Origin of the sequence: Rhodococcus sp. NPDC057297 (assembly GCF_042667435.1) — a bacterium.
Classification (GTDB): domain Bacteria; phylum Actinomycetota; class Actinomycetes; order Mycobacteriales; family Mycobacteriaceae; genus Rhodococcoides.
The window spans coordinates 14,642-31,817 of sequence record NZ_JBHUZE010000013.1 but is presented as its reverse complement, the minus strand read 5'-3'; the positions used below and the strand labels follow the sequence as shown (position 1 = coordinate 31,817).

General features: G+C 64.7%; 13 protein-coding genes. 3 read left to right on the top strand and 10 right to left on the bottom strand.

Annotation, left to right across the window (positions count from 1 at the left end):
- Window positions 1-13: 13 nt before the first annotated feature.
- The 3 genes from ACFULT_RS26055 to ACFULT_RS26045 are packed head-to-tail and all read right to left on the bottom strand — an operon-like array spanning window position 14 to window position 3,645.
- Window positions 14-1,450, bottom strand: a complete 1,437-nt coding sequence (locus ACFULT_RS26055; RefSeq protein WP_037112728.1) for a GuaB1 family IMP dehydrogenase-related protein — start codon at window positions 1,448-1,450, stop codon at window positions 14-16.
- Between the two features lie 18 nt (window positions 1,451-1,468).
- A complete protein-coding gene (locus ACFULT_RS26050; RefSeq protein ID WP_378482934.1) occupies window positions 1,469-2,335 on the bottom strand; it encodes a DMT family transporter in 867 nt (288 codons plus the stop codon).
- The gene (locus tag ACFULT_RS26045) at window positions 2,332-3,645 is read right to left on the bottom strand and encodes a DEAD/DEAH box helicase (protein ID WP_378482933.1); all 1,314 of its coding nucleotides are present in this window, start codon (window positions 3,643-3,645) and stop codon (window positions 2,332-2,334) included. Before ACFULT_RS26045 ends, ACFULT_RS26050 begins: the two co-directional genes overlap by 4 nt.
- 177 nt (window positions 3,646-3,822) lie before the next feature.
- On the opposite strand from ACFULT_RS26045, the gene ACFULT_RS26040 reads away from it, so the two are divergent.
- A complete protein-coding gene (locus ACFULT_RS26040) occupies window positions 3,823-4,347 on the top strand; it encodes a DUF4262 domain-containing protein (protein ID WP_378482932.1) in 525 nt (174 codons plus the stop codon).
- 140 nt (window positions 4,348-4,487) lie between these two features.
- Here ACFULT_RS26040 and gndA read toward each other — a convergent pair whose 3' ends face one another.
- The 4 genes from gndA to ACFULT_RS26020 form a co-directional block, all read right to left on the bottom strand.
- A complete protein-coding gene (gndA, locus tag ACFULT_RS26035) occupies window positions 4,488-5,939 on the bottom strand; it encodes an NADP-dependent phosphogluconate dehydrogenase (RefSeq protein WP_037112736.1) in 1,452 nt (483 codons plus the stop codon).
- 174 nt (window positions 5,940-6,113) lie between these two features.
- The gene (locus ACFULT_RS26030) at window positions 6,114-7,802 is read right to left on the bottom strand and encodes a DEAD/DEAH box helicase (protein ID WP_378482931.1); all 1,689 of its coding nucleotides are present in this window, start codon (window positions 7,800-7,802) and stop codon (window positions 6,114-6,116) included.
- Window positions 7,803-8,065: 263 nt separating this feature from the next.
- The gene (locus tag ACFULT_RS26025; RefSeq protein ID WP_037110806.1) at window positions 8,066-9,028 is read right to left on the bottom strand and encodes a M56 family metallopeptidase; all 963 of its coding nucleotides are present in this window, start codon (window positions 9,026-9,028) and stop codon (window positions 8,066-8,068) included.
- Window positions 9,029-9,052: 24 nt separating this feature from the next.
- Window positions 9,053-9,460, bottom strand: coding sequence for a BlaI/MecI/CopY family transcriptional regulator (locus ACFULT_RS26020; protein WP_037110805.1), 408 nt, complete (start codon window positions 9,458-9,460; stop codon window positions 9,053-9,055).
- A 173-nt stretch (window positions 9,461-9,633) separates the two neighbouring features.
- On the opposite strand from ACFULT_RS26020, the gene ACFULT_RS26015 reads away from it, so the two are divergent.
- Both ACFULT_RS26015 and ACFULT_RS26010 read left to right on the top strand, forming a co-directional pair.
- Entirely contained in the window at window positions 9,634-10,935 is a 1,302-nt protein-coding gene (locus tag ACFULT_RS26015; protein WP_037110808.1) for an esterase family protein, read from the top strand.
- Window positions 10,932-13,556, top strand: a complete 2,625-nt coding sequence (locus ACFULT_RS26010; RefSeq protein WP_378482930.1) for a bifunctional lysylphosphatidylglycerol flippase/synthetase MprF — start codon at window positions 10,932-10,934, stop codon at window positions 13,554-13,556. Before ACFULT_RS26015 ends, ACFULT_RS26010 begins: the two co-directional genes overlap by 4 nt.
- On the opposite strand, the gene ACFULT_RS26005 is transcribed toward ACFULT_RS26010, so the two are convergent.
- From ACFULT_RS26005 to ACFULT_RS25995, 3 genes are read right to left on the bottom strand one after another with little or no spacing between them, the layout of a single operon-like run.
- Window positions 13,553-14,413, bottom strand: a complete 861-nt coding sequence (locus ACFULT_RS26005) for an ABC transporter ATP-binding protein (RefSeq protein WP_037110803.1) — start codon at window positions 14,411-14,413, stop codon at window positions 13,553-13,555. The genes ACFULT_RS26010 and ACFULT_RS26005 overlap by 4 nt on opposite strands.
- Window positions 14,410-15,528, bottom strand: a complete 1,119-nt coding sequence (locus tag ACFULT_RS26000; RefSeq protein ID WP_378482929.1) for a FecCD family ABC transporter permease — start codon at window positions 15,526-15,528, stop codon at window positions 14,410-14,412. The genes ACFULT_RS26005 and ACFULT_RS26000 overlap by 4 nt, the downstream gene beginning before the upstream one ends.
- Window positions 15,525-17,000, bottom strand: coding sequence for an iron chelate uptake ABC transporter family permease subunit (locus tag ACFULT_RS25995; protein WP_080732997.1), 1,476 nt, complete (start codon window positions 16,998-17,000; stop codon window positions 15,525-15,527). Before ACFULT_RS25995 ends, ACFULT_RS26000 begins: the two co-directional genes overlap by 4 nt.
- Window positions 17,001-17,176 lie beyond the last annotated feature (176 nt).

The window sequence follows — 17,176 nt, the reverse complement described above, 5'->3', positions numbered from 1 at the left end:
CCACTCGGTCCACTCACCAACCTGTCGGTAAGGGCCTACCCTCGGCGAAACCTGCGGCCGACTGCACCCCGAGCACGGCGCGGTCGTGCAACTCGGAAAGAGTACGAGCGCCCGCGTATGTGCAGGTACTGCGCACACCGGCGCAGATGTGGTCGATCAGATCCTCGACGCCGGGACGGTCCGGATCCAAGCGCATCCTCGAACTGGAGATTCCCTCCTCGAACAAGCCCTTTCGAGCACGATCGAACGCACTGTCGGTCGCCGTACGCGCAGCAACCGCACGCTTGGACGCCATTCCGAAACTCTCCTTGTAGGCGCGGCCCGACGAATCGGTACGCAGATCACCGGGAGACTCGTACGTCCCGGCGAACCACGACCCGATCATGACGTTCGCAGCACCTGCAGCCAGCGCAAGAGCCACGTCCCGTGGATGCCGAACTCCGCCGTCGGCCCAGACCGACCCACCGAGATCGGCCGCGGCAGCGGAGCATTCCGCGACGGCGGAGAACTGTGGACGACCCACACCCGTCATCATTCGTGTGGTGCACATCGCGCCAGGTCCGACACCGACCTTCACGATGTCTGCTCCGGCTCCGATCAGATCGCGAGTGCCCTCTGCGGACACGACGTTGCCGGCAGCCAGAGGAACTCCGAGGTCGAGCGCGGAAATCGCCGCCAGCGCGTCCAGCATCTTCTCCTGATGGCCATGGGCAGTGTCGATGACCAGAACGTCCGCTCCGGCCTCGACGAGAGCCCGGGCCTTCGCGGTGACGTCACCGTTGATGCCGACCGCGGCGGCGATACGCAGTTGACGGTTCTTGTCGACAGCCGGTGCGTAGATCCCTGCGCGCACCGCGCCCGTCTTGGTGAGCACCCCGGCGAGTGTGCCGTCCGCATTCACCAGCACGGCAAGGTTTTCGTGGGCGGCTTCGAGTGCGTCGAACACCTCGCGCGGCGATGCATCTGCCGGTGCTGTCACGAAATCCGTCGCAGCGACCGACTGCACGCGCGCGAAACGGTCCACATCGGTGCAGGACGCTTCGGTGACGACACCGACCGGACGCCCCTCCGATGTGATGACGACGGCGCCGTGAGCACGCTTGTGCACGAGAGCAAGTGCATCGGACACCGAGGCGTCGGGTGCCAGCACCACCGGGGTGTCCGCGACGAGATCCCGGCTCTTGACGAAGGCAACCGTGTCCGCGACTGCCTCGATGGGCAAATCCTGCGGAAGGACGGTGATTCCACCCCGTCGCGCAACGGTCTCCGCCATCCTCCGGCCGGATACTGCAGTCATGTTCGACACGACGATCGGAATGGTCGTGCCCGTGCCGTCGGAGGTCGAAAGATCGACGTCGAAACGGGAGGTGACATCCGTTCGATTCGGGACGAAGAACACGTCGTCGTACGTCAGGTCGTATGGGGGCCGGTGGCCATCGAGAAACTGCACGTTGCGCCAGCTTACCTGTCAGGCACCGGTTACGCTCTCGGTCAGTTGGGCCTGTGACCGAGACAGCGCGATCGTTGCGACGATCATGACCACGACCGAGCAGCCGATGATCACCAAAGCTCCTGGGTCGTCCCGCACCCGCTCGTCGAGCACAGTGATTCCCAGGAACGCCGCTCCGAACGGTTCTCCTATGGTCACGGCGGGGAGTGACGCGGAGAGCGGACCGGCCTGGAACGCAACCTGCTGCAAGTAGAAACCTAGGACGCCGCACCCGACGAGTGCGTAGGTCTGCCACGCGGTGAGCGCAGAAACCAGATCTTTCTCCACGAGATCGGTCACGAACTTGGTGAACGCCACCGCCACTCCGAACAGAAGCCCGCCTGCGGCGCCGAGCAGCAGCGCACGGTGCCCGGGGTTGTGCAGGACGAGCCCGGCGACTGCGAACACGGATATCACGACGGTCGTCACCAGCAGCGGAACCAGCCAGTCGGCGAACGGTGCACTGGGGTGACCTTCGGTCGGGTCGCCGACGACGATGAAGACCGCAAGGGCCAGAGCCAGAGAAATCGCCAGCAGCCACGTGGATCCGGTCATCTTGAAGCCGGAGAACTTCGCGGACAGCGGGAGTGCGAAGAGGAGCATGGACACAACCAATGGTTGGACGATCAGCACGCTTCCCACCCACAATGCTGCGACCTGAACGGCATAGCCGCCTGCGTCGCCGACAACCCCTGCCCACCACCGAGGGCTTCGGAGCAGCGTCGACATCAACGACTTGCCTTCCGGGACCGCGGCCGCGGCACTCTGTTGCGCCACCGAAGCGCACGCGAACAGCATCGCCGCGACGAGCGCGAGAACAACGGTCAACACCGGAAACCCGCTCATCGGCGCCCGCTGCGACGGCCGGTCGCGCGTCGGCGCGGCGAACGTGAAGAACCGGGTGCTCGGCCGGGACGCGACCCGCTGGTTGCAGCGGCGCTCGTTCCGGTCGCACTCGCCGGAAAATGTTCGGCGACCGGTCGGCCGGGAGGACGCCGCGCGCCGATGACGGACACGAGAACCGGATCGTCTTCGGTCACAGCGACGAAGTGCGCGTCGATGCCCGCCGCGGTAGCAACCTCCATGGCGGCGGGCATCTGCGAATCGGTCGCCAACGTCACCACAACACCGGAGGCACCGGCTCGTGCTGTTCTACCGGCGCGGTGGGTGTACTCCTTCGCATCGGCGGGTGGATCGACGTGCACGACGACCGATACGGAGCCGACGTGGATCCCCCGTGCCATCACATCCGTTGCAACCAGAACCGGGACACGTCCATCCTCGAACGACGCCAGCGTTCGGGTGCGATTGGCCTGGGATTTGTCTCCGTGAAGCGAGGCTGCGTTCACGCCGACCGATCGCAGTGAATCGGTCAGGCGATCGACCGCGAACTTCGTTCGGAGGAACAAGATGGTCCGTCCGTCCCGCGCAGCGATGGACGCCACCACGGAATCCTTTTCCGGTCCCGCAACGCGGAAAAAGTAGTGATCCGCTGTGCGCTCCGCGATCGGAGCCACGTCGACGGTGTGCGTGACGGGGGAACGTAGGTAACGACGAATCAGCTCGTCGACGTCGTGGTCGAGGGTGGCCGAGAACAACATTCGCTGGCCGTCGGCGTCGGTACGATCCAGCACCGAGACGACTTGAGGCAGGAATCCCAGATCCGCCATCCTGTCGGCCTCGTCGACCACGGAGATCGTGACCGAACTCAGATCGACGGAGCCTCGCGCGGCCAGATCTTCCAGACGCCCGGGTGTCGCCACCACGACGTCCACACCTCTCGCGAGGCGGTCCACCTGACGCCGGACAGGAACGCCACCGACGACAGCCGCGACTCGTACCCCCAGTGCCAGAGCAGGCTCGTCGAGGGCCTGCTCGATCTGGAGCGCCAGCTCTCGGGTCGGAGCCAATATCACCGACCGTGGACGTGAAGGTCGGCTACTGCCCCCGCTCAGCCGCTGGAGCAGTGGCAACCCGAACGCCAAGGTCTTGCCCGACCCGGTCGGGGCACGCCCGAGAATGTCCGAGCCGGCCAACGCATCCTGCACCACCGCGGTCTGAATCGGAAACGGTGACTCGACACCGACCCGTCGGAGAGCGTGCACAACGACAGGTTTCAGCCCCAGGTCCGCAAATGTCGAGTGGTGGTCGGGCATAGCGGAACAGTACCGCTCCGAATCGATCCCGCTGAGGGTCGTTCCCATCCGTTTTCGCCTCGGCCGAACTTCGTCCCTGTCGGCGTTTCTGTCGGACCCGTGCGTCATCATCTACGAACTCGAACATACATTCGAGTAAAACCCGATTACAGGACTACAGGGGGCAGCATGTGCGGGATGTGCAACGGTCAGTCGATCGACGACTACGTCGACTCGGTGGAGACCTTGATCGGACGATACGGGTGGGCGCTGCAGTACGTGTCGTCCAACGCGGCCACCGCCCTGGACGACGAATTCGAAGGGGGTGACTTCACGGATGACGATTACGCCGGTGACGGGATGGTCGATCCCGCGTTCTGCTACACGGTGGGACTTGCCGGTCTCGGCCACCCCGAGATCGTGATGACGGGTCGGTCACCGGGGGAGTCGGCAGCAGTGCTGAACGTACTCGCTCGTCGAATTCAGTTCGGCGGGCAGCACTTCGAGGCAGGCCAGTACTGCACCGCCGGCGGGTTCGAGGTGTCGTTCGTCGACGTCGCGTATCCGGAGGAGTGGCTGTCGATGTGCCGACGTCTTTATCCCGACGGAGCGCTCCGAGCCGTACAGGCTGTCTGGCGTGATCGAGACGGCAATCTGCCGTGGGAGGGGGAGTACCCGTCGACGATCGTGCAACCGGTACTCGGTCCGCCCCCGGGATGGTAGTAGCGCTCGAGCTGAAAACATCGCCGGTCACGGCGGTGAAGATCGTGGTGCACCGAACCGTACACGGTTCGGTGCACCACGATTGGAACGCGGCGTGTCCCGACAGTTTCGGCGGCTCGTCGTCGGCGCACGCCTACGCGTCAGGCTTGGACTTCGCTGCGGTCACCGCTCCAGAGAGTGTGGAACTTGCCCTCTGCGTCGACGCGCTCATACGTGTGGGCGCCGAAGAAGTCACGCTGGCCCTGCGTCAGGGCAGCGGGCAGACGCTCGGCACGAAGCGCGTCGTAGTACGCGAGCGAGGAAGCGAACGCCGGGACCGGAATTCCGAGCGAGGCTGCCGTGACGACAACGCGTCGCCAACTGTCGATGGCGTTCTCGATCGCTTCACGGAAGTACGGCGCGAGGATCAGACTCGGCAGCTCGGCGTTGTCGTCGTACGCGTCCTTGATCCGATTGAGGAAACGAGCGCGAATGATGCAACCGCCGCGCCAGATGGTTGCGAGGTCACCCGGGTGAAGGTTCCAGTCGTACTCGGTGCTTCCGGCTGCGATCTGGTCGAAGCCCTGCGCGTACGCGACGATCTTGGATGCGTAGAGAGCACGGGAGATGTCGTGGGTGAACTGCTCGACGTCGGTGGGCTTGGCCGCCAGTTCACCTGACGCGAGACCGACGGCTGCTTTGCGCTGCCCACGCGATCCCGAGAGCGCGCGTGCGAACACAGCCTCGGCAATGCCGGTCACGGGAACGCCGAGATCCAGGGCGGCCTTGACAGTCCAGCGACCGGTGCCCTTCTGCTCGGCTGCGTCGACGATGACGTCGACGAGCGGCTTGCCCGTCTTGGCGTCGACCTGGTTCAGCACCTCGGCCGTGATCTCGACAAGGTAGCTCTCGAGGTCGCCCTTGTTCCATTCGGTGAAGACGTCCGCGATCTGCTGCGGCGTGTAGTCGAGCGCATCGCGGAACAAGTTGTAGGCCTCGCCGATCAACTGCATGTCGGCGTACTCGATGCCGTTGTGCACCATCTTGACGAAGTGACCCGAACCATCGGGGCCGATGTGCGTGCAGCACGGCGTTCCATCGACCTGAGCGGCAATCGACTCCAACAACGGACCGAGTGCCTTGTACGAGTCCACGGGTCCGCCGGGCATGATCGACGGTCCGTTGAGTGCACCTTCTTCACCGCCGGAGATTCCCGCTCCGACGAACAGGAGGCCGCGCTTCTTCAGCGCAGCTTCGCGGCGAATCGTGTCCGTGTACAGAGCGTTTCCACCATCGATGATGATGTCGCCCTCTTCCATCGCTCCGGCGAGCTCCTCGATCACAGCGTCGGTTGCGTCACCGGCTTTGACCATGATGAGAACCCGACGCGGCTTCTGCAAGGCCGCGACGAACTCCTCGATGGTCTCGGTGCGAACGAAGTTGCCGTCGCCGCCGTGCTCGGCAAGAAGAGCATCGGTCTTGGCGATGCTGCGGTTGTGAAGGGCAACGGTATGACCGTTGCGCGCGAAGTTGCGGGCGATGTTCGAACCCATGACGGCAAGTCCGGTGACACCGATCTGGGCGAGGTCTGACGATTCCACTCCTGAAGTCATGGGTACAGCTTTCCCTGCGACGCCCGGCAATGGAAGTTGGGGGCGATATCCGTGGTGCGAGTGTCGTCACCCCGGACAAGTTTCCGGCTGAAACGCCGGAGGGCGCCGCCACGAGAATCGTGACAGCGCCCTTCAGTGTCGAAATGCGTTACCCGTCAGTAACTTCGAGACCGATCAGCGATTGCGAGCCGGCCCGTCGAAACCTTCGTACTCACGGCGATCAGTGCGACTCCGGAAACCACCGGACCGCGGAGCGTCCTGCATTGCGCTGGTGCGGGGGCGGTCACCCTGGTAGCCGCCGGTGCGGGGGCGGTCGCCCTGGTAGCCGCCGGTGCGGGGGCGGTCACCTTGGTAGCCGCCGGTGCGGGGGCGGTCGCCCTGGTAGCCGCCGGTGCGGGGGCGGTCACCTTGGTAGCCGCCGGTGCGGGGGCGGTCACCCTGGTAGCCGCCGGTGCGGGGGCGGTCACCCTGGTAGCCGCCGGTGCGGGGGCGGTCGCCCTGGTAGCCGCCGGTGCGGGGGCGGTCGCCCTGGTAGCCGCCGGTGCGGGGGCGGTCGCCCTGGTAGCCGCCGGTGCGGGGACGGCTGTCACGGCGGTCACGGGGAGCGGAGCTCACCGCGCGCAGTGGCTCGCCGGATGGCTTCTGCGCTCCCGTGATCCGAGCGAGTTCGTCGGATCCCGGTGACACGTTCACCGACGTCGACTTCACGCCTGCCATGCCGGTCAGGCGCTGAATCTGGCGACGCTGGTTGGGAAGGACGATTGCAACGACCGTGCCCTTCTCGCCTGCGCGAGCGGTACGCCCGGCGCGATGGAGGTAGTCCTTGTGGTCGGCGGGCGGGTCCACGTGAACGACGAGGTCGATTCCGTCCACGTGAATTCCACGTGCAGCGACATCGGTAGCGACGAGCACAGGCGTACGCCCGCTCTTGAAGCGTTCGAGGACCCGCGTGCGCTGATTCTGCGCCTTGCCACCGTGCAGGGACTCGGCTGCGATGCCGAGTGCTCGGAGGCGGTCGGTGATGCCGTCGCAACCGAGCTTGGTGCGAGCGAACATGATGGTGCGACCTTCGCGTGCACCGATCTCCGAGAGGACGATGTCCTTCTGGCCGCGGTCGACCATGAGCATGTAGTGCTCCATGGTGCGGACGCTGGCCTTGCCGTCCTGAGTGGAGTGCTCGACGTGGTCGGGCAGGAACTGACGGACGAGTGATTGCACTTCGCGATCGAGTGTGGCGGAGAACAGCAGGCGCTGGCCGTCCGACGGAGTGTCGGCGAGAACTGCGCGCACCTCGGGCAGGAAGCCCATGTCGGCCATCTGGTCTGCTTCGTCGAGGGCGGTGATCTCGATGGAATCGAGGATGCACGTGCTCTGACGGAGGTGATCGGCGAGGCGCCCCGGGGTCGCGACGAGTACGTCGACACCACGGCGAAGCTGTTCTACCTGCTTGTTGAACGGCATACCGCCGACGGCTGCACGCACCGTGAGGCCCAGTGCGCCTGCGTAGGGAGTCATGGACTCGACAACCTGGAAAGCGAGTTCGCGCGTCGGGACGAGAACGAGCGAACGGGGACGCTTGGCTGCGGGCCTGTCGGTGTGGCGAGCGAGCCTGGCCAGGATGGGTAGGCCGAAGGCGAGTGTTTTGCCCGAGCCGGTCTGAGCCCGACCGAGGACGTTCTTGCCTGCGATCGCGTCCGGGAGTGCCATTGCCTGGATGGGCGAGGGCACGGTGATGGAATTGCGCGCCAAGGCGGCTACCACAGGTTCGGGTAGTCCGAGTTCGGCGAAGGTGACCACGGCGGGATCGCTCGTGGCGTCCGACGTGGCGGGGGTGGATGTACTAGTCGAAACAGCGTGAGTCACGCAGTTGAACCTCTCCGGTTTACGGGCGCGCCAAGAAGCACAAGCTGGGAGAACGCCCACGGAAGAGGGCACAAACAACAGCTGGAACAAATATCTGACGAGCCAGGGCACTGTCACCTGGCCATCCGTGCGCTGAATCGAATGCGCAGAGTGGGGCTGTTTGTGCCTTTTCGAGTTGCTCGGCCGCAATGGCGACCGATTATCGAGTCTACAAGACGAGTGTTCGATTCGCCGATTCGAACGACTGTGAGCTGGCCGACCCTTCAGGAATGGCGCATGAGGCGGCTGAGTTCTTCCAGCCAGGGCATGGCGACAAAGATCGTGGGTACGACCAGGATCACCGCAGCGGCGGCATACGCAGCCACCGACGTTCTGACGTCCGTTCTGGGCCCGTTCAGGCGCTTCACCCTGATGAGAGTGCTCGGCCCACCGGCGGCCATTGCGCCGCGCGGTGCGGTGGAGCCTGCACACGTGACGAGTGCTCGGGCGAGCGGAGTGGGTCCGGTTACTTTCACGGCCGAATCGTCCGCGAGAAGTTCGACGAGCAGCTGTACGCTGCCCAGAGCGGACTTACTACGCACGATCCGCGGAAACGCCTCGTTGACTGCGGTGAACGCTTCGAGTACCAGATCGTGCCGTGACCGGAGATGCGATCGCTCGTGGCTGAGAATCGCCTTCACCTCGGACCGGGTCAGGTTCGTCAACACACCCTCACTGAGGACGACTCTCTGCCTGAGTCCGGGAAGGCAGTATGCGATGGGCTCGACGGCGTCGAGGACACGAACATCGGCGTCTCGGATTCCGGGGAACGGCCGCTCGTCGTCGCTGCCACGGTCGAGCAAGTCGACGAGCATGCGGTGACGGGCACGGCGCCGCCTGGTCTTCACCGCAACCTGGACGATGGAGAACATCAATTTCGCGCCGATTCCGAGTGTGATGGCCAGCACCACCACGTACAGAATCCACAGCGGGAGACCCAGCGCTTCTATTTCGTCGGTGGGCGCCGTCGTCGGCCGCCCGTCCGGGCCTGGAACCAACAACAGTCCACCGATGGCGAGGCCGGAGCTGAATGCGGAGAACACCGCGGCCACGGCGATTGCTTGCCACAGCACAAGTGCAGCCCGCGGAGCGCGATACGGCCACGTGGCTTTACTCAGGAATGCGGGAATCGGACCCGTCAGCAACAGGGCGAGAACCGCGAAGACCAGTGCTGTGGTGGAGTTCATTTCCTCACTAACCGAGGGCAGGAATCAATTCGTTCGGCGATCTTCGATCGTGGGCGATTCCGATTGTGCCACTTCCAGTGCGGCAAGTGCTTCGCGGAGGGCTGCGGCCTCGTCTGCGCCTACCTGCCCGACGAAATGAACGAGGGCGGCCGCGCGGCCACCGGACTCGGGGGCCTGCGCCAAGGCGTCGACCATGAGGCTTGCGACCAGTTCATCCCGCCCGTGCAGAGGAATGTAGCGGTGCGCGCGGTCGTCTCGCTGCTGCACGACGAGCTGCTTCTTCGCCAGACGCTGGAGAACCGTCATCACGGTGGTGTAGGCAAGTTCACGATGAGTCGCGAGCGCCTCGTGGACCTGCCGCACCGTTTGCGGTTCCGATGAATCCCACAGGTGATCCATCACTGCACGCTCGAGTTCGCCTAGACCTGCCATTCGTCCGAGTCTACGGCTAGTCCGACACAAATGCGTACTACTGCCGGTAGTAAGGTCGCCCTGGGCATGTGGGATGCGTCATATCCGACGTTCCGCCCACCCGGAGGATGACTTTCCGGGGAAGTTCGATCGCGTTCACCGAACCGCATCGACTCTGTGCCTATTCTGCATTCATGAACTGGTTCGTGTCAGCTTCGCTTGTCGATGACACGACGTCGTGGATCACCCTCGGCCTGGGTGTACTCGGCGCGCTGTGGCTGATCGTCAGCAGCACGACGTGGTACGTCCGCCGAGCTCTTCCGCTCTGCCTCCTCGTCGCGGCACTCGTCGCAGTGGTGCTCTACTACGTCGTGGAGAAGGTGTGGCGCCCGTTCCCCGATCCGATCGAGATCCTCATCTACGTATGGATCGGCGTGGGACTCGCGGCTGTGTTCGCGGTGGTCCCCCGCGCCGTCGCATCCAGTGGGCTCATCGGCAGGATCGTGTCGGTGGTTGCTGCCGTTCTGGTGGTGGTGGCGGCCGCCGCCCAGGTGAATCTGGTGTTCGCGGCCTACCCGACGGTGGGAACACTGCTCGGTGTAGAGGACTCGGATCGAGTAGATCTGAGCACTGTGCCAGGAATGCAATCGAATCCGGTGACCGGCGATCCACTCGACACTTCGTGGGCCGCGCCCGCGTCCATGCCGTCGCAGGGCCGGTTGACGTCGGCAACTATCCCCGGGACGGTGTCCGGTTTCTCGGCGAGACCCGCACAGATCTACCTGCCCCCGGCCTACTTCGCCGATCCACGCCCCCTGCTGCCCACCCTGGTGCTGATGGCAGGCCAGCCAGGGGAGCCGGAGGATTGGCTGAACGGCGGCCAGCTCGCGAGCACGATGGACGCATTCGCTGCCGATCACTCCGGTCTTGCGCCGGTGGTCGTCGTCGCCGACGCCACGGGCTCGACGCTGGCCAATCCGTTGTGCGTCGACTCTCCTCTCGGAAACGTCGACACGTATCTCGCGACGGACGTTCCGAACTGGATCGGATCGACGCTCCAGGTGAATCCGGATCCGAAGACTCGCATCATCGGAGGCCTGTCCTACGGCGGCACATGTTCCATTCAGATGGCGACCAACCACCCCGACGTCTACCCGACCTTCCTCGATCTCTCCGGGCAGGCCGAGCCGACGCTCGGTGACCGCGGCCGCACCGTCGCCGAGGCTTTCGGCGGGAACGAGGCCGCATTCGTTGCCGTGAATCCGATGGACCTTCTGAAGACCCGGCAGTTCTCCCAGTCGGGTGGGGCATTTGTCGTCGGTGCCGACGACAACGACTACAAACCCGGACAGAAGGCCATGTACGAGGCCGCGAAAGCCGCAGGCATGGACGTGGTGTATCTCGAAGTGCCGGGAGGACACAGTTTCGCCGTGTGGTCCGAAGGACTGAAGCAGGAACTGCCCTGGCTGATGCAGAGAGTAGGACTCATCTCGTGAACGACATCATCGACGCCGCGCAGGCGACCGAACCGTCGGGGCCGTCCGGACAGTCGTGGACGGCGAAACGTCGAGAGCGACTGTCCGCGGCGTGGCGCGGATTCAGCCGGCAGGCCGTTCGGCTGGCTTCCCTGATCGGCTTCGGAATCAAGGGGGCACCGGTCAGTCTGGGTTTGCTCGTCGTGGTGCTCGCGCTCGGTGTGGTCGCGGGGGCTGTCGGCGGAAACACGGTCCACCACGCCGTGGCCCTGGGGATCATGCCGGTCGAGGAACTGAAACTGTGGACGGTCCTGACCGCCGGTCTGCTCGCCCCGGGAGTCTTCGGCTATGCGGTGTTCGTGGTTGCGGTCTTCGTCGCGGCCGCACCGATCGAGCGGCGGATCGGCTCGGCGAAGTTCGCCGTCGCAGCCGTGTGCACCCAGGTCCTCGGTGCCGTGTTCGGCCTCGGGATCGCAGCGCTGGCGAAAACGTTCGACGCGGACTGGGGTTTCCGGTTGCACGTAGGGACGGCAGTGGGCCCGACGACGTGGATCGTCGGAGTTCTGATGGTGGCCAGCGCCCGCATGGACACGTTGTGGCGCAGGCGGATACGCGTCGGGCTTCTGGCTCTGTTGATCACGTCCGCACTCTTCAGCGGACACCTTCAGGATGTGGTTCGACTTGCCGCGGCGGTCGTCGGACTCGTGCTCGGACCGGCGATCGTCGGGCGGTCGGCTCGTGGACCGCGCCTGGCAGGCACCCAGCGGGAGGGCCGCGTCCTGGTGGCGCTGGTCGTTGCCGCCAGCGCGCTCGGTCCCGTACTCGCTGCACTGAGCCCGGACGCGGTCGGGCCGTTCGCAGTGCTGCGGGACGTGGTCAGCGGTGTGCCGTACACGCCGGCAGAGGTCCGTGAAATCTGTGCCGATTCGGCAACCGACCCCGAATGCCGAACCGGCCTCCTCGAGCTGAGACTCGGTGGTGTCGGTCCGACGATCCTGTCGTTGATGCCCTCGATTTTCCTGCTGTTCCTCGCCGACGGACTCCGCCGGGGCCGTAGGTTCGCATGGGGTGCGGCGGTGGTGGCACAAGTGGTGTTGCTGATCGTGTCCGTCGCGAACTACGCCATCAGGTTCATCGACGCAGGTGACGACGAATCGGTGTTCTACGGGCTGGAGTCGCCGACCGCGTATCGCACCATCGTGCCGTTTCTGCTTCCGTTGGCAATTCTCGTCGTTCTGGCGCTCACGAGAAGATATTTCGACGTCCGTGCACCGCGCGGGACCTATCGAAAGTTCACGATCTCGGTACTGGGTACTGCGGTGATTCTGTGGGTTCTGTACGTGCTGTTGGGGTTCCTCGGACGCGGTGGTTTCGATCAGAAGGCGTCCCTCCTCGGCTTGATCGAGGACTTCCCGCAACGTCTGGTGCCGCCGGTGTATCTGCAATGGCTCGAACCGAGGCTGCTTCCGGACAGCATCTTCACCACGTTGCTGTTCGAATGGACCGGGGTCATCTTCTGGGTGTCGTTGTGCGTGTTCGTGCTCTCGACGTTCCTGACTCCCGTCTCACGAGCGGACAGCGCCGCTGCCGAACGTGCACGCGCCCTGCTGACCAGCAGTTCCGGGAGCGCGCTGTCGTGGATGACGCTGTGGAAGGGAAATTCCTACTGGTTCTCCGCCGACGGGTCCAGTTTCGTTGCGTACCGCGTGATCTCGGGGGTGGCGCTGACGACGGGTGATCCGGTGGGACCACGGGGGGAACTGCGGTCGGCAGTCGTCGACTTCGCGGAGTTCGCATCGAAGAACGGGTGGATCCCGTGCTTCTACTCGGTGACACCGGACGTTCGTGCCATCACGGACAGCATCGGCTGGGGCGGGATCCAGGTAGGGGAGGAGACTGTTCTCGATCTCGAGGACCTGGCCTTCACCGGCAAGCGATTCCAAGACGTCCGCACCGCGCTGAACCGGGCGAAGAAGGTGGGAATCGAGGCCGAGTGGATCAGTTTCCCCGACGCACCGCTTGCCATCACGGATCAGATCACGGCGATCTCCGAGGAATGGGTGGCGGACAAGGGAATGCCCGAGATGGGATTCACGCTCGGGGGCCTCGAGGAGGTGGACGATCGACAGGTACGCTGCCTCGTCGCAATCGACGAACACCGCACCGTTCACGGAATCACGTCGTGGATGCCCGTGTACGAGGACGGCGTCGTCGTCGGCTGGACTCTCGACTTCATGCGGCGCCGGTCCGAGGGTTTCAGACCGACCATGGAGTTCTTGATCGCGTCCGCTGCAATCCTGTTGAAGGAGGAGGGCGTTCGGTTCCTCAGCCTGTCCGGTGCGCCGCTTGCGAAGGTGAGCGACGGGAACTCGTCCGATGCACCCTCCGATGAGGAAGTCACCTTCTACACGCTGCTCGATCGACTGCTCGACGTGCTGGGCAAGACACTCGAACCCGTCTACGGTTTCAGGTCGTTGCTGGCCTTCAAGTCCAAGTTTCAGCCGCGGTACGAACCGATGCACATGACGTTCGCCGACCCGGCCGCATTACCGAGCATCGGCAACGCGATCGGACGGGCCTACCTTCCCGATGTGTCCCTCGGCCAGGGCTACCGGTTGGTGCGGACGATGATCGAACGTTAGGCGTCCGGCTCGGCGGGTGCGGCCGCCGACTTGGTCGGACCTCCGACCGCTCCGTACACGTGGCGCGTTCCTATCGGGACGATCAGGGGACGGTCGGAGACCGGGTCCTCGATGACGCTGGCTTCGAGACCGAACACGTCCATCAGAAGTTTCTCGGAGATGATGTCCTGAGGCTTTCCGGACTCGACGATCTTGCCCTGCGACATGACGATCAACTGGTCGCTGTAACGCACGGCGAGGTTGAGATCGTGCAGCACCATGATGACGGTGCGGCCCATCTCCTCGTGCAGACGATCCACCAGGTCGAGAACCTCGACGGAATGCGCGAGGTCGAGGTAGGTCGTGGGCTCGTCGAGCAGCAGGATATCGGTGCCTTGTGCGAGCGCCATCGAGATCCATGCTCGCTGGCGTTGACCGCCGGACAACTCGTCGACCGGCCGGTCCGCCAGGTCTCCGACGCCGGTCAGTTCGAGCGCGTTGGCGACCTCGGACTCGTCGTCGGACGACCACTGCCGTACCCAGGACTGGTGCGGGTGCCGGCCGCGGGACACCAGGTCGCCGACGGTCAGTCCTTCAGGCGCAGTCGGTGCTTGCGGCAGCATGCCGAGGACACGGGCGACGTCCTTCGTGCGCATCGACGAGATCGCTTTGCCGTCGAGTACGACTTTGCCCGCTTTGGGCTTCAGCAGTCGTCCGAGGGATCGGAGGAGGGTGCTCTTGCCGCAGCCGTTGGGTCCGATGACCGTGGTGATCAGGCCGGTGTGCACGTTGAGATCGAGGTTCTCGACGATGATCCGGTCTCCGTAGCCGAGCGTGAGATCTTCGGCAACGAGGCGGGACGGTTCGGTTGTGGTCATGCGGAGACCTTTCGGTTACTGCGGACGAGCAGGTAGAGGAGGAACGGACCGCCGAGCGCGGAGGTCACGATTCCGACAGGCAACTCGACCGGAAGGATCGTGCGGGCGATCAGATCGCTGCCGACGACGAGCAAGCCGCCCATCAACCCGGACGCGATGATCGGTGGGCCGGGAGTGCGCAGAATGCGCAGCGCGATCTGCGGTGCCGCCAACGCCACGAATCCGATGGGACCGGCAGCGGCGGTAGCAATGGCCGCGAGCGCCACCGACGCCAGAAGTAGCGTGGCCTGACCTGACTGGAGGCGCACCCCGAGCGAACGGGCGTTGTCGTCGCCGAGCCGGAGGGCGCCGAGGGTGAACGTGGAGATGATGGTGATGCCGCCGATCAGCACCAGTGCACAGAGAACCGGCCAGACCTTGCTCCAGTCGGCACCGTTCAGGGATCCGTTGAGCCACAACTGAGCACGGGAGACGTCGTTGATGTCCGCACTGATCAGCAGCCAGCCGATGGCCGCAGTGAGCATCGCATTGATGGCGATGCCGACGAGGATGAGCCGGAACCCTTCGACGCCGCGCTTCCATGCCAGCGTGTAGATGAGCACGGCGGTCAGGACACCACCGACGAGCGCTGCCAGCGGAAGGCCGACGGTGGCCAGGATCCCGACGAACGTGCCGCCGCCACCGAGAACGATGAGCGCAACTGCGGCCGCGCTCGCACCGGCTGTGATGCCGAGAATGTCGGGGCTGGCCAGCGAGTTGCGAGAGATCGACTGGGTCACGGCGCCGGATATGCCCAGAGCCATTCCCACCAGGAGTCCGGTGAGTGAACGAGGCAGCCGAAGGTCCATCACGATGAACCTGTCGATGCGAGATCCGCCTCCGAACAGCACTTCGGTCACCTGAGGTATGGACAGCGGGAAGTCGCCGCGGCCGATGTTGATGCAGACAACCAGGAACAGCGCCGCGAGCATCACGAGGTTGACGAGAACCATGAGCGGACGCCGAACCAGAGACAGCGGCCCGACCCGGAACGGCGGACGTGACGGGACCGTACGGACGGCGTCGGGTGCGGCAGCGCGGTTCGCCGACGCGTTCTCGGTCGAGGACGGGGTCACAGGCTTGCCAACTTCCGACGACGAACGAGAGCGATGAAGAACGGAGCGCCGAAGAGGGCGAGCACGATACCGACCTGCAGTTCTCCGGGGCGAACGACGACGCGGCCGATGACGTCGGCGATCATCAGCATGACGCCTCCCATGAGTCCCGCGTACGGAACCAGCCATCGATAGTCCGGGCCGGTGACCACCCGCGCGACGTGCGGCACGACCAGACCGATGAAGGCGATCGGACCGCAGGCAGCAGTGGCAGCACCGGTCAGCAGGGTGATGGCGATGATGCCGACGGTGCGGGTGAGCGCGATGTTGGTTCCCAGCGAGCGTGCAACGTCCTCACCGAGACTCATCACGTTGAGGCCTGGGGTGCTGGCGAGTGCGATGAGTACTCCGACGACGAGGAACGGCAGCACCTGCCAGAGGACGTCGAGCCCACGCCCGGCGACCGAACCCACCGACCAGAATCGGTAGCCGTCGAGGCTTGTCTGGTCCAACAGGACGATGGCATTGGTCATGGCGGACAGGAAGAACGCGACGCCTGCACCGGCGAGCGCGAGGTTGAGTGGGCTCGCTTTGCCGTTTCCGGCCGAGGACAGTCCGAACACGACGACGCTGGCGATTGCCGAGCCTGCGAACGCGAACCAGAGGTACTGGCTGGGCGAGTTGAAGCGGAACAGGTAGATCGACAGCACCACGAGGAACGCAGCGCCGGCATTGAGTCCGAGCAGACCTGCGTCGGCGAGTGGGTTTCGGGTGTGGCCCTGGATGAGAGCGCCTGCGATGCCGAGTGCAATTCCCACCACGAGCGCAAGAAGCGTGCGGGGGATACGCAGGCTGCGCACGATGATGTCGGTGTCGGTTCCCGTCGAACTCCACAGTGCGTGGCCGATCTCGGCGAACGTCAGCGGCCGAGCTCCGATCGCAATGCTCGCGAGGATCGCGGCGGCGAGAGCAACGGCCAGAATCACCAGGCCGAGAATGCGCCGTTTACGAATGCCTGCAACGGAGTTGTCACGTGCTATCGGCTCGAACAGTTCGTCGGCGGCCGTCTTCTCGCGTACGACCTCGGTCTCGCGTCGCCCGATGCCGAATTGGCGAAGCATCGCCCGACGCACGCCGAGTGCGTTGCCACTGCGCTCGTCACGAACGATCAGGTTCGTCCACCGCTTGCCGGTGCTCTGTCCGTCCTTACCTTCTCGGTATCCCTGATTCCACAGGAAAAGACCGACCGCAACCGCGACGGCGATGCCACCGAACACGAACCGGTCCGCTTGCCCTCCGCCGTTGTCGTCACGGAGCGAGTCGACGATCGACCACCCGATACCCAGTGGTAGCAGCACGATCGCGAGGTCCACTACGGTCGCGGCGATGCGCGGAGACCACGGAGCTGGTCCGCGGGGTATGTCTTCCTTGGCGTAGTCGTCGTCCGGATTGGGGTGAAGGTTTCCCGAACCCAGCAATGGTGCCGTCGTCACTGTGTCCGTGACTCCTCACTGTGGTTTATGGATCAATCGTTAGGTTACGGAACCCTTCTTCATTCTGCGCGGCCAGGTAAGGCAAGCCAAGCCGAATGGGTGACGCGTCGTACATTGCGCGGCCTTCTCGCCGGATCGGAACATGGTTAGGCTAGCCTATCTAAAGCAATGCAACG

Bases quoted from the DNA above. Each gene is read 5' to 3' on its own strand.
- ACFULT_RS26050 (WP_378482934.1), bottom strand. From the start codon at position 2,335: ATGAGCGGGTTTCCGGTGTTGACCGTTGTTCTCGCGCTCGTCGCGGCG.
- ACFULT_RS26045 (WP_378482933.1), bottom strand. From the start codon at position 3,645: ATGCCCGACCACCACTCGACATTTGCGGACCTGGGGCTGAAACCTGTC.
- ACFULT_RS26040 (WP_378482932.1), top strand. From the start codon at position 3,823: ATGTGCAACGGTCAGTCGATCGACGACTACGTCGACTCGGTGGAGACC.
- gndA (WP_037112736.1), bottom strand. From the start codon at position 5,939: ATGACTTCAGGAGTGGAATCGTCAGACCTCGCCCAGATCGGTGTCACC.
- ACFULT_RS26025 (WP_037110806.1), bottom strand. From the start codon at position 9,028: ATGAACTCCACCACAGCACTGGTCTTCGCGGTTCTCGCCCTGTTGCTG.
- ACFULT_RS26020 (WP_037110805.1), bottom strand. From the start codon at position 9,460: ATGGCAGGTCTAGGCGAACTCGAGCGTGCAGTGATGGATCACCTGTGG.
- ACFULT_RS26015 (WP_037110808.1), top strand. From the start codon at position 9,634: ATGAACTGGTTCGTGTCAGCTTCGCTTGTCGATGACACGACGTCGTGG.
- ACFULT_RS26005 (WP_037110803.1), bottom strand. From the start codon at position 14,413: ATGACCACAACCGAACCGTCCCGCCTCGTTGCCGAAGATCTCACGCTC.